Genomic DNA, 13,309 nt, shown 5'->3' with positions numbered 1-13,309 from the left:
TTCAAGTGATTTAAGCGACAACATTTAGGTGTTGTATGGTTAAGTGACTAAGCGTATACGGTGGATGCCTTGGCAGTCAGAGGCGATGAAGGACGTGTTAATCTGCGATAAGCCATGTTGAGTCGATAAAAGACGTAATAGACATGGATTTCCGAATGGGGAAACCCACTGCATTTTATGCAGTATCGTAACGTGAATACATAGCGTTACGAGGCGAACCCGGGGAACTGAAACATCTAAGTACCCGGAGGAAAAGAAATCAACCGAGATTCTGGTAGTAGCGGCGAGCGAACCCGGATTAGCCCTTAAGCTGTTTAGAATTTAGTGGAACACTCTGGAAAGGGTGGCGATACAGGGTGATAGCCCCGTACATGAAAAAGACTTTACAGTGAAAACGAGTAGGACGGCACACGTGATATGTTGTCTGAATATGGGGGGACCATCCTCCAAGGCTAAATACTCCTGACTGACCGATAGTGAACCAGTACCGTGAGGGAAAGGCGAAAAGAACCCCTGTGAGGGGAGTGAAATAGAACCTGAAACCGTATACGTACAAGCAGTGGGAGCCCCTTCGTGGGGTGACTGCGTACCTTTTGTATAATGGGTCAACGACTTAATTTCAGTAGCAAGGTTAAGCGAATAGCGGAGCCGTAGGGAAACCGAGTGTTAACTGCGCGCATAGTTGCTGGGATTAGACCCGAAACCCGGTGATCTAGCCATGGGCAGGTTGAAGATTGGGTAACACCAATTGGAGGACCGAACCGACTAATGTTGAAAAATTAGCGGATGACTTGTGGCTGGGGGTGAAAGGCCAATCAAACCGGGAGATAGCTGGTTCTCCTCGAAAGCTATTTAGGTAGCGCCTCGGATGAATACTAGTGGGGGTAGAGCACTGTTAAGGCTAGGGGGTCATCCCGACTTACCAACCCTTTGCAAACTCCGAATACCACTAAGTACTATCCGGGAGACACACGGCGGGTGCTAACGTCCGTCGTGGAAAGGGAAACAACCCAGACCGTCAGCTAAGGTCCCAAAGTCATAGCTAAGTGGGAAACGATGTGGGAAGGCTTAGACAGCCAGGATGTTGGCTTAGAAGCAGCCATCATTTAAAGAAAGCGTAATAGCTCACTGGTCGAGTCGGCCTGCGCGGAAGATGTAACGGGGCTAAGCTATGCACCGAAGCTACGGGTACTTACTTTGGTAAGTGCGGTAGAGGAGCGTTCTGTAAGCCGTTGAAGGTGAATCGTAAGGTTTGCTGGAGGTATCAGAAGTGCGAATGTTGACATGAGTAACGATAAAGGGGGTGAAAAGCCCCCTCGCCGAAAGACCAAGGTTTCCTGTTCAATGTTAATCAGAGCAGGGTGAGTCGGCCCCTAAGGCGAGACTGAAAAGTGTAGTCGATGGGAAACAGGTTAATATTCCTGTACTTCGTATAATTGCGATGGGAGGACGGAGAAGGCTAGGCCAGCATGGTGATGGTTATCCATGTTTAAGGTTGTAGGCTGGACACTTAGGAAAATCCGGGTGTCTAAGGCTGAGAATTGATGACGAGTGTCTACGGACATGAAGTGGTTGATGCCCTGCTTCCAGGAAAAGTCTCTAAGCTTCAGATTATACGAAACCGTACCCCAAACCGACACAGGTGGTTGGGTAGAGAATACCAAGGCGCTTGAGAGAACTCGGGTGAAGGAACTAGGCAAAATGGTACCGTAACTTCGGGAGAAGGTACGCTCCCGACGGTGATGAGACTTGCTCTCTAAGCTGTTGGGAGTCGCAGATACCAGTTGGCTGCAACTGTTTATTAAAAACACAGCACTGTGCTAAATCGAAAGATGACGTATACGGTGTGACGCCTGCCCGGTGCCGGAAGGTTAATTGATGTGGTTAGCGCAAGCGAAGCTATTGATCGAAGCCCCGGTAAACGGCGGCCGTAACTATAACGGTCCTAAGGTAGCGAAATTCCTTGTCGGGTAAGTTCCGACCTGCACGAATGGCGTAATGATGGCCAAGCTGTCTCCACCCGAGACTCAGTGAAATTGAAATTGCCGTGAAGATGCGGTGTACCCGCGGCTAGACGGAAAGACCCCGTGAACCTTTACTACAGCTTGACACTGAACATTGACCCTACATGTGTAGGATAGGTGGGAGGCTTTGAAGCGTTGTCGCTAGATGATGTGGAGCCGACCTTGAAATACCACCCTTGTAGTGTTGATGTTCTAACGTTGGTCCCTTATCGGGATTGCGGACAGTGTCTGGTGGGTAGTTTGACTGGGGCGGTCTCCTCCCAAAGAGTAACGGAGGAGCACGAAGGTTGGCTAAGTACGGTCGGACATCGTACGGTTAGTGCAATGGCATAAGCCAGCTTAACTGCGAGACAGACACGTCGAGCAGGTACGAAAGTAGGTCATAGTGATCCGGTGGTTCTGTATGGAAGGGCCATCGCTCAACGGATAAAAGGTACTCCGGGGATAACAGGCTGATACCGCCCAAGAGTTCATATCGACGGCGGTGTTTGGCACCTCGATGTCGGCTCATCACATCCTGGGGCTGAAGTCGGTCCCAAGGGTATGGCTGTTCGCCATTTAAAGTGGTACGCGAGCTGGGTTTAGAACGTCGTGAGACAGTTCGGTCCCTATCTGCCGTGGGCGTTTGAGAATTGAAAGGAGCTGCTCCTAGTACGAGAGGACCGGAGTGGACGAACCGCTGGTGTTTGGGTTGTTATGCCAATAGCATTGCCCAGTAGCTACGTTCGGAACTGATAACCGCTGAAAGCATCTAAGCGGGAAGCAGGCCTTGAGATTAATTCTCACTAGGACTTTAAGTCCTCTGAAGGGCCGTTGGAGACTACAACGTTGATAGGCAAGGTGTGTAAGTGCTGTGAGGCATTGAGCTAACTTGTACTAATTACCCGTGAGGCTTAACCATACAACACCCAAGTGGTGTTGCTTATAGACATCTTATTTTTTATGACCAAGAGTACTTGTTATACTCGTGGGATGTTTTCAGCTTTTTCGAATGTTAAAGACAACAAGTTTTTGCCTGGTGGCAATAGCGTTGTGGACCCACCTGAACCCATGCCGAACTCAGAAGTGAAACGCAACTGCGCCGATGATAGTGTGGGGTCTCCCCATGTGAAAGTAGGTCACTGCCAGGCGCCTATTTAGAGAAAGCCTATCCTAACGGATAGGCTTTTTTTATGCCTGAGATTTAGTCGCAGGCTTTTAGTCACCGGCTACCATGCTGAGCTGATGGCCATGGATAGCCATGGGTAAGCATGCTTTTTCAGGCTGAAGAGAAAGCCGCTATGCTGCGCACCTATTTAGAGAAGGCCTATCCTAAGGGATAGGCTTTTTTTATGCTTGAGGTATCAGAATCAGCCAATGTGGGTTGGCGACCAGAGCGCATTAACTGTGGGTCTAAGGCGCTTTCAACAATTGTTTGATGTCTTGCATTTGCGCTGTAGTCAATGGGCCAAAGGCCATCGCTTCTGCGTTACTGATTACCTGTTCGCTAGTGCGAAACCCTGGGATTGGTAAGGTATGTTCACCTAGACCCCAAATCCAAGCTAGTGCACCTTGTGCAAGGCTTCGGCCTTCACTGCATAGTATTGATTGAATGGCCTCTAGTTTGTTTAATAGCTCTGGACAGGCTTTACCGTTAATAAAGTATTTGAGCCACTCCGGATTTACTCGGCGTATGTCATCTTGGTCTAATACCTTATTTTTCTGATACTTTCCTGACAATAGCCCCATTGCTAAAGGGCCTCTATTTATTGCTGTTTGTTTATGCGTCGCGCAAAAGTCCAACATGTCTGAGTTGCTATCTAGAACATTATTTTGAAATTGAAATGCTATACAGTGTTCAGCCAGCCTAAATGTTTGAGCTCGATTTAAGTAATCTGTACTCCAACCGTAGCTGCGTATTTTTCCCGCTTCAACTAGTAAGTTTAAACTCGTGATCACTGGGGCAATGTTTTCAGCCGGAAAATCATTAAGGTGCAGTTGATATAAATCGATATAGTCGGTGTTTAAACGCTTAAGGCTGGCTTCACAATGTTTGAATATAGCAGCCTGATCATGAAATTCGCCGCAGATGGTTTTGCTAATGGGGTCGAAGTCTACACCGAACTTAGTCGCTATGATAAGGTCTTGGCGTTTACCTTTTAAGGCGCGTCCTAGTACCTTCTCACTATGCCCAGCCCCATATACGGCGGCAGTATCAAAAAAGTTAATACCCACATCAAGCCCCGCGTGGATCGCTTTAATTGACTCATTATCATCGACGACTCCCCAACCACAGGGTTTGTGGTCAGGGTCATAAAACGGTCCGCCAATTGCCCAGCAACCTAGACCCATTGGACTGACTGCCCAAGGCCCTAATTGTCTCATATTCATAAGTGGATCCTCATTAGGCTTATCGGTTACCTCGTACCCAAGGGCTGACTTGCTGCTGATAGAAATCAGCCAGACGGTCATGAAAAACTCGCGGGAGTGGAGGGTGGCCGGCATAGGCTGCATTTTTCTGAATTTGTTGCGGCTTGCTGGCCCCGGTAATCACACTGGTGATTTGTGGCTGATCTAACAACCAGCGAATAGCACACTCGGCCAAAGCTAAGTCATTCGGCAAAAACGGAGTAAGTTGCTCAACTAAGCATAAGGCTTTTTCAAGAGGTAGCCCGGCAAAGGTCTCACCAACATGAAACGCTGCGCCATCACGGTTGTAATTACGGTGGTCTGTTTCAGCAAATTGGCGTTGGGCGGTAACGGCCCCACTTAATAAACCGCTGGCGTAGGGAAGGCGAGCAATGATGCCTACCTGATTTACGGCGGCTAGCGGTAACACTTCTGCTAAGGCCTCTTGCCTAAACAGATTAATAATTAACTGTAAGCTGGTTAGTTGAGGATCGTTTAAACAAAGCTTAGCTTCATCCATCGATTCTACACTTGCACCATAATGCTCTATCAGCCCTTGCTGCTTAAAGTCTTGCAGCCATGTAAATATCTCACCATCTTGCATCACCTCAAAAGGGATGCAGTGTAACTGAATTAATTTAACCGAGTCACAGCCTAAGCGTTGTAAGCTGGCTTCTATTCCTTGTTGTAGGCCTTTCTTGGTATAGCTGTTTGGATATAGGCTGCCATCTCTGCCGATCTTCGTGGCTATTGTGATGTCTTGGTGTTGTTGATAAAACTTACCCAATACTGATTCACTTAAACCCGCGCCGTAAACGTCAGCTGTATCGTAGAAGCGCACACCACTTTGGTAGGCTTGTTCAAGGATCGCTAGTGAGTCTTGTTCACTAATTGGTCCAAAGTCACCGCCTAATTGCCAACAACCTAAACCGATCTCGGATAAGGCTAGGCCGCTTTTACCTAATATTCTGCTTTGCATGCTTACATTCCAGTTTTTTGTTGTCATTAGTTTAGTGTACGCGTTTCAAGCCGTTTTATAATTCGCTATTATTAAGAATGATTGTTCAGAAAATTGGATTAATATGTTTAGTGGCGTGGTCGATTTTGTCACCGTGGTTGAAATGGGCAGTTTTACCGCTGCGGCTGACAAGCTACTCAGCTCAAAAGCCAGTGTTAGTCAAAGAGTCAGTGATTTAGAAACTCGCCTAGGCGTACAATTGTTATATCGCTCGACCAGAAAGCTGCGTTTAACAGAGGCCGGAGAAAGTTATTATCAAAGTTGTCGCCAAGGCCTTGAACACCTAGAGCATGGTGCTTTAGCCGCCCAACAGCTTCAACATCATTTACAAGGTAAAGTGACAATCAATTCGCTGGGGGGGATATTTGCCGAGCAATGGTTAGCTCCTGCACTATTGGCCTTTCGCCAAGAGCACCCGAATATTGAAATCGATGTAGATTTATCTTCTCAGCGAGAGGATTTATTGGCGTCTTCTTTCGATATCGTATTTCGTATGGGGGCGTTACCTGATTCAAGTTTGCAGGTACGGGTGCTTACGCAGTTAAATACCCATGTGGTAGCCAGCCCTGCCTATTTGGCTGCTCACGGGCGACCTTTGCACCCCGAAGAGCTTAAACAGCACCAATGTGTATGTGGCACCGTTTCACAATGGCCTTTTTATAAAGGTAATCAAAAGATCTTGATTCCAGTCAATGGATCGTTTTCTTGCCCTAACGGGCATATTTTGATGCAAGCCGCATTACGGGGTGTAGGTTTAATCCGTACTCATGATATGTATTTACGTGAAGCATTGAGTGATGGTCGCCTAGAAGCAGTGCTTGAAGACTGGCAAGTGGTGAGCCAGCCCTTATGGATGGTATTCCCGCCAGCGAAATTTCGCGCTAGGCGAGTAACGATGTTGGCCGATTGGTTAGCAAATTATACCAAACAACACCCGATTTAATGTTTTGCCATTAAGCCATGCTGCTAGGCTATTATAGTGGATAGAATGAAATTGGTCGTTCGGCTAGTAAAACATACACAGGAAATAAGATGGCAGAATCAGCCTTAAACGAAAGTGATTACCAGCAACATACTCAACAATGGGTAAAAGACTTCGTGGTGGAATACAATATTTGTCCTTTCGCTAAGCGTGAGTTAGAACGCGGCACGATTCGTTACCATGTAGCCACTAGTGATGATGTGGAGGTATTACTGCAGCAGCTGATCAGTGAGTGTCAGTTACTTGATGACCAAGCAGATATTGAAACAACACTATTTATCGTGCCCGCTTTAAAAGATTTTCATGATTATCTGGATATGTTGTATTGGGCTGAAAAGTTAGTCAGTAAACAGGGGTACGATGGGATTTATCAATTAGCGAGCTTTCATCCAGACTATTGTTTTGGTGGGGCCGAGCAAGATGATCCTAGCAACTATACTAACCGTTCGCCTTACCCAACCTTGCACTTAATTCGCGAGCAAACTATTAGTCGCTTGGCAAAACTACATCCCGATCCCGAAGGGATCCCTGAGCGAAATATTCAGCTGACTGAAGAAATGGGCAACACATCACTAAAACAGTTATTGGCGAGCTGTAAAGTGTAGTCTAGATTTAAAAAAGTAATTTATCCTTTTGAAATTAATAGAAAAATTAACTATTCTGTGCGACCAATCTTACAGGAGGTGATATGTCTTTAACAATAACTGCGGCCGAGAAGGCAATTTTAGAGGATTTAAGCATTCCTCCGCGGCCTCAGGTGTTATTAACTATCACTCAAGAAACAAAGAAAGCGGAACCCGATGTATCGGTGATTGCAGAGGCCATTGCGAGTGATGTAGGGATTTCTGGGGCGGTACTGCAAATTGTAAATTCTGCCGCATTTCGCCGTTTAAATGAAATTAAATCGATTCATCAAGCGGTCATGACCTTGGGCATTAACCGGGTGTTTCCTATTGTGAAAGCTGTCGCTTTGAAGGGGGCTATGCCGGCGTCCAAAACGCTAGATGCATTTTGGCTGGAGGCCAATTTACTCGCCAGTTGTGCTGCCGCTACTGCAGAAGAGTTGGGCTTTGAGTCGGCTAAAGATAACGCCTATATGCTGGGTTTGTTTCATCAGGCTGGGGTTCCCGCGTTGCTGCAATCCTTTCCTGAATATGAAAGTTTACTGGTTGAAGCGAATAGTATCGGCTGGGCTAACTTGGCTGATCAAGAGCGGATCCGTTACGGCACGACTCACGCTACCGTCGCCGCTCTAATTGCTCAGCAATGGAGCCTGCCAAAAGTAATGGTAGAAGCGATTTATTACCAACATGATAGTGATGGTTTATTTAATTCAGAAGAGTTGGCTAAGCCATCTTTGTTGATGTTGGCTATTCTTAAGATTGCCCGAATAGTAGCTTATCGTAAACTTGGCGTAGACAGTGAAGAGCAAGTTTGGCAGGACAGTTACGATAGTCTGTTAAACTTTTTAAATATAGAAGACCAACAGTTAGAAGATATATTGGCAGGGGTAAATAGTACGTTGTCTGAAGCATAAAAATACGCTACAGCGATTGCTGTAGCGTAGAAGCGTAGAGTTTTTCGCTTAGAACTTGTAAGCCAAATCTACCCCCCAGTTTCTGCCTGGTTGAGTGTAACGATCTAAACCTTGATAATCTGATTCTTTGCCATCTAAATCGGTATAGCTCCAGTATTTCTGGTCTAAAGCGTTAAACAGTCCGGCCCGTAATACTAAGTCGTTAACTGGCTGATAGTATGCGGTTAAGTCTAATAGCGCATGACCCGGTGAGTGGGCATTATCCTCTGATGACCAGTCTCCTGATTTTTTAGCGGCTACCATTGTTAGGTTAAGAGCGCTTCCCCATAACTGCTCGGCGTGGTCATAACCTAATCCCCAAACCGCCGTCAGCGGAGCCACTGAGTCTAAGGCACTACCATCTTCTTTGTTTTTACCTTGAGCGTAGGCCACGCTTAATCTGCTGTAGGTGCCTTCTGGCGCACCAATGGCTTCGTCTAACCAGTAGTTACCTTTAAACTCCACACCGTAAATTTCAGCTTCACCAATGTTCTCATTAATGGTGATGCCCGCTGGATAGCTAGGGTCGCTGTAATCGGTGATGGATTGAATAAAGTTTGTATAGTCATTGAAAAAACCCACCAATTCCATGCTTGATACTGCAGTATTCGCGCGTAAGCCTAGCTCATAGCTTTGGCTTTCTTCAGGTTTAAGGTTGGGGTTAGACAGCGTTGCGTAACCGTGACCACTATTGTCGAAGGCGTAATACAATTCCTCAAGGGTAGGGGCGCGGAAGCCTTCACTATATTGAGCAAAAGTACTGAATTGTTGATTCCAGTGATAAACCGCTCCTAAACGTTTGGTAAAGGCGTCACTGTTGTGTTCTTGAAAACCACTACTCGCATCTGGCGTGGCTTTGTAGTCATCGTAGCGCAGGCCGGCGGTGACCACTAAACGTTCATCAAGTAAGTACATGTGGTCTTGAATGAATATACCGCGCTTTTCTGCTTCAGCTTTAGGCACTTCTGGGGCACCAGGGTCCACGGTGCCGCTGTCGTAGTAGTGAGTGCGGTAGTCTAGTTCAAAGTCGCTATTAATCGCGGTTAAGCCGTAACTGATTTCGTGACTACTGTGATCAAATTCAAGTAGTTTATTGAATTGAGCATCAAACTGCAGCGAGCTGTCTTTCCCATTACGCTCGCGGTTACGGTTACCGTATAAATCGGTTGTATCATAATTGTTATGCTCTGATTGACTTTGTTGATGGCTAAGTTGCCAGAACAAGTCATCGAATGCAGTATTATTGGCTTGCCAAGCGTGGTTAATACCAACACGGCTACGCGTGTCTTTGTCTTCGCCAGTCACGTTTGTGTAAGTAAAGCCTGGAAATATACTGTAGCCTTCGTTGCTTAGTATATTTGAGTGAGTTTCACGCTGGAATAACTCGGCAACTAAGCCGAAGGCATGCTCAGCATTTAGGGCATAGTTGGTTTTAAGTAGTAGGTTATGAGAATCAAAGTCATAGGGGTTTGCCTGGCCGCGATCTCGACCATTTATGTCGGCGCCAGAAGAGTGCGCCTTTGTTTCGCTGCCATCACGATACGTATAAATCGCCAAGCCTTCCCATTTTTGATAGCGCTTGGCTAGCTCAATGGTGGCTTTGTAAGCTTCATTTGCGCTGGCGTAGCCAGTTTTTAGTGCAACATGATGGCTGTCGCCTTCTTCTAATAGATCTTCTGGGTTTTTGGTTCGCAGCAATACTGCACCGCCTAAGGCATCACTTCCGTAAAGGCTAGATGCAGGCCCTTTATTAATTTCAATGGCGCTTAAGGTGTCAATTTCGTATGAGTTTGGCCCCTTATTCATTACGTCGCCACCAGGGTTATAGGCTGTGGGTTGTTCAATACCATCCACCATCAACTTAATACGATTACCATCTAAGCCGCGAATATTAAAGCCGCTAGTGCCAAAGCGCCCTTGCCCAGTAGTGCTTACGCCGGGTTCATAGCGGACCGCGTCTTCTAAGCTTGTGGCCATTTGTTGCTCTAGTTGTTCGGCGCTTACTGCGGTGACGCTCGAGGATACATCCTTGATGCTTTGTTCGGTACGAGTAGCCGATACAACGACTTCATCAAACATGGTGCTAGTGGTTTCAGCATAAGCCCATGGGCTTAAGCTAAGAATTACGGCGTTGGCGATGAGTGTGCGATTGAGTGTTTTCATGGTGATCAGGCTTTGTCCTTATCCTGTTAAGATTAACAAAGCCGCATTATACATAACGCAAATGAGAATCAAACTCATTTGCATTAAATATTTCAATTTTTATTTAAATCAGTCGTTAATTCACTGTTAATACTGTGCCAATAGCTACCACTTTTAGGCGCAAGGGCTTGGAGGGCTGCTTCGGTATCAAAGGCGACTGGCTAGCCTCGCGCTTACATGCCAGCCTGTCGGAGGATTAGTGGATTAATAGGTGTCACTAAATTTTTATACAACTTCATACTCAGCCGACAAACAGCCCTTGTGGTTATTTTCTTCGCGTTGCTCTGATTCGGCTCAAGCCTAGCAACACAAGGCCTAAACCAATTAACCACCATGTTTTAGGCTCTGGCACGCTAGCAGGCGCTAAAGAACGACCGGTGATGGCCTCGCGCTGAATGCTGACAGTGTGGTTATCGGTTTCAAAGTTTCGACCAAAAAAGCTAATAGAGGTGATTTTATCTGCTTCTGATTCAGCAAATAGGTTGACATAACCATAGGGTTCTCGTTTATTGCCTTTAACGCTCGTTGGGCTACCGTAGTGTTCTGGCTCGAGTACCGCCGCGTCTAAAATTTGATTGGTCACAAACTGCAAGTTTTCAGATTGGGTCGTAATGCTCAGTTGATTGCCACTATCACCGGCACTCCACCAGAAGCCAAAGTATCCTACTGCAAGATCAAAACTTAGGGTAACAGCGCTGTTATTAGGGATGAATAGGTACTTACCTTCGCCAAACGCACCACCATATACGCCAAATTTTCTGATGCTGGCACTGCCTTTATTGACCGTGTATTTACCAAAATAAGTCTGGTAACCATTGTGTAAATCGCGGGTGGCTAGGTTGTCGAAATTTTCAGTTTGGCTTAGACCGTTAACTTGAGAGCTTTGGATAGCTGGCTTTTCTATCGTATAGATAATACCCGCTTGGCTGGTGAAGGATATCAGTACGCTAGCCAGTAACATAGGGTAAATGACGGTGGTTAACGTGTTTCTAATTATTGGTTTTAGCATAATGAATCCTGTTACTAAATGATGCCTTAATCGGCCTTAATACTGATCCTTATCTATTTTTATGCCAATGTTATTATCTTATTAAAATTCAGCAAGATACATCCTATTTTTCTGGCTTGAGTCAAAAATATTGCCTCAGTTAGAGGCTCTTTCGCATATTGCAACGTGTCGGTTTATTCATCAGCGAAGTAGTTTATTAGTGCGTGGCTATTTGTTGAGGATTCGATCCTTCAAAGCTGATTGTCACAATTTTTCAATCCCCCTTAATATCTCTCCCAACAGCGCGACATAACAGTTGTTCTTATGTCCTTCGCTTTAGGTACAGCTTTAAATTTTTGCTCAAGGCAAATTTAATTCAGCTTAACGGCAGAGTTTAGATGGAGTTAGCTAGGTTACGTTTTGTTGGTTTTCACTAATTATTTTAAATGTAGAGACAACATGAAAACTTATAACGCTTATACAATAACTCAAATATTTCATAAAGTTGCGTGGGCAGCGTTGATAATCGCTGCACCGATAGTGGTTGCACCGGTAATGGCTAACGATAGTGAACACACCGAGTTAGCGGAAACTAACCAGCAGCGCGATGTGTTTAAAACGCTGAATATTCCCGAGAAATTACCGGGTTTCGCATTAAGCTCTTTGGGCCAATCAGCTAACTTTATCGAGCACTTGGATAAAACGTATACGGTGGGCGATAAGGTTAAGAAATCAGAAGTGTTCTTAGTCACTAGCGAAGACGTTAAGGGCAATATTAAACTCAGTATCAAATATGACCCTAGCAAACTGGACGGTAGAAAAAAGGTATTAAAAGACCTAGAAGACCTCGCCTTAACTGAATACAAACTGCGTCAGCATGCCAGTATTTATGACCGAGATTCAGTCAAGCATACCGTCAATAAATTAGGCCAAGATGTGGTGAGGTTTAACTACTCAAAATACGCGCTGCCACAAGATATTGCTTACTTTCGTTTTATGAAAGTAGATATGTTTTTACAGCATGGCCAGGTGCAAAAAATGGTTATTTCTAATACTCAAAGCTTTAAGCACCCCTATGGTAAGGTTGAAAAATACCGGCAAGAAATACAGTTTAATCAATTAGATAATGGTCAGTACGTTATAAAAAAGAAAGAAGTGAAGGCAAGTGGTGTGTGTAAAGGTAAGCCCTGTGAACTGAATATGCTTATCACGCCAGTGGCTTTTTATCATGATGATCTAGGCGCCGTAGTTGAACAAGAACAAATGTTCACAGAGCTTAATCATCCTGATATTCGAGAGTCAGAAGTTAAACTGCATCGGGTATTTCCTATTATGGGAGACTTTGTAAAACGTAAAGGCATTGATACTCCGCTACCTTACGGTATCTCTGTGGCTTACCGTAACCAAGATATGAACGTCGACTTCTCTAGCTTTAGCGTATTTAACATACCGCACGAGATATTAGACTCGATTTTTGACCCTGAAAAGTCGCATGCCGAAGTGAGCACTGAAAGCTATACCCTGCGTGGTGATGTCTATATTTTGCCGTTTTGGAATGTGTTTGGTTTAGTAGGTAAGGTGAACGTAGACGCCGATGTTGATGCCCACTTCAATGGTATCGATCAGTGTTTGGGCGTGGTAATTGGCGACAAATGTTTAGGCGAACAGATTAACGTACCAGAGTTCAACTTTACTGTTCCACTGCACCTCGAGTATGACTTGTACGGTGTCGGTACAACCTTAGCGGTGGGTTATAAGGAATTCTTTGCATCATTAACAGGCACTTACACAGTGACTCAATTAGTAGGTGGTTCAGGCGATAGCGGTAGCTTAGTCACCGCTCAACCTATGCTGGGTTACCAATTACAACAATACCGCACCCAGTTTTTTATTGGCGCAGAATACCAAGGTTATTCAAATAGCATGACCGGTACCGTCATGATTGGTGACACTGAAATGGATTATGACGTGGGAGTTGATATTAACCAGTGGGCTTACCTTATTGGCTTCAATAAAGAAATTGGCAAACACTACAATCTAACCGGCATTATTAGTAAAGGTGAAGACCGTACCGCAGCCACCTTAAATTTTAGTTACCGTTTCTAAGTGAAGGCTTAGTAACGCATCAAAC

8 protein-coding genes and 2 rRNA genes are annotated in these 13,309 nt (G+C 45.3%); 6 read left to right on the top strand and 4 right to left on the bottom strand.

Features of this window, described 5'->3' with window-relative positions:
* Positions 1 to 37 precede the first annotated feature (37 nt).
* Positions 38 to 2,925, top strand: a 23S ribosomal RNA gene (locus M0C34_RS16105).
* Positions 2,926 to 3,038: 113 nt separating this feature from the next.
* Positions 3,039 to 3,154, top strand: a 5S ribosomal RNA gene (gene rrf / locus M0C34_RS16100).
* A gap of 262 nt (positions 3,155 to 3,416) precedes the next feature.
* Here the strand turns inward: rrf and M0C34_RS16095 are convergent.
* Both M0C34_RS16095 and M0C34_RS16090 read right to left on the bottom strand, forming a co-directional pair.
* Positions 3,417 to 4,394 carry an aldo/keto reductase gene (locus M0C34_RS16095; RefSeq protein WP_248712697.1) on the bottom strand — a complete coding sequence of 326 codons (978 nt, stop codon included), beginning with the start codon at positions 4,392 to 4,394 and terminating at the stop codon, positions 3,417 to 3,419.
* 19 nt (positions 4,395 to 4,413) lie between these two features.
* Entirely contained in the window at positions 4,414 to 5,391 is a 978-nt protein-coding gene (locus M0C34_RS16090; RefSeq protein ID WP_248712696.1) for an aldo/keto reductase, read from the bottom strand.
* Between the two features lie 103 nt (positions 5,392 to 5,494).
* Here M0C34_RS16090 and M0C34_RS16085 point away from each other — a divergent pair, with 103 nt between their 5' ends.
* From M0C34_RS16085 to M0C34_RS16075, 3 genes are all read left to right on the top strand, one after another.
* Positions 5,495 to 6,373 carry a LysR family transcriptional regulator gene (locus M0C34_RS16085; protein ID WP_248712695.1) on the top strand — a complete coding sequence of 293 codons (879 nt, stop codon included), beginning with the start codon at positions 5,495 to 5,497 and terminating at the stop codon, positions 6,371 to 6,373.
* A gap of 89 nt (positions 6,374 to 6,462) precedes the next feature.
* The gene (locus M0C34_RS16080) at positions 6,463 to 7,017 is read left to right on the top strand and encodes a DUF1415 domain-containing protein (protein ID WP_248712694.1); all 555 of its coding nucleotides are present in this window, start codon (positions 6,463 to 6,465) and stop codon (positions 7,015 to 7,017) included.
* Positions 7,018 to 7,100: 83 nt separating this feature from the next.
* Complete coding sequence (locus M0C34_RS16075; RefSeq protein ID WP_248712693.1) at positions 7,101 to 7,949, top strand: HDOD domain-containing protein; 849 nt, start codon at positions 7,101 to 7,103, stop codon at positions 7,947 to 7,949.
* Between the two features lie 48 nt (positions 7,950 to 7,997).
* Here the strand turns inward: M0C34_RS16075 and M0C34_RS16070 are convergent, their stop codons facing one another.
* Positions 7,998 to 10,151: a TonB-dependent hemoglobin/transferrin/lactoferrin family receptor gene (locus tag M0C34_RS16070; protein WP_248712692.1), complete on the bottom strand. Its 2,154-nt coding sequence runs from the start codon at positions 10,149 to 10,151 to the stop codon at positions 7,998 to 8,000.
* A 304-nt stretch (positions 10,152 to 10,455) separates the two neighbouring features.
* On the bottom strand, positions 10,456 to 11,199 hold the full coding sequence (locus M0C34_RS16065) for an Npun_F0296 family exosortase-dependent surface protein (RefSeq protein ID WP_248712691.1): 744 nt from the start codon (positions 11,197 to 11,199) through the stop codon (positions 10,456 to 10,458).
* A gap of 438 nt (positions 11,200 to 11,637) precedes the next feature.
* On the opposite strand from M0C34_RS16065, the gene M0C34_RS16060 reads away from it, so the two are divergent.
* Positions 11,638 to 13,284 (top strand): hypothetical protein, encoded by a 1,647-nt coding sequence (locus M0C34_RS16060; RefSeq protein ID WP_248712690.1) that lies wholly within the window; start codon positions 11,638 to 11,640, stop codon positions 13,282 to 13,284.
* The last annotated feature ends 25 nt before the right edge of the window (positions 13,285 to 13,309 follow it).

The organism is Agarivorans sp. TSD2052 (genome assembly GCF_023238625.1).
In the GTDB taxonomy this organism is placed as follows: domain Bacteria; phylum Pseudomonadota; class Gammaproteobacteria; order Enterobacterales; family Celerinatantimonadaceae; genus Agarivorans.
Note: the sequence above shows the minus strand (reverse complement) of the source record. Positions and strands in the feature narration are given on the sequence as shown.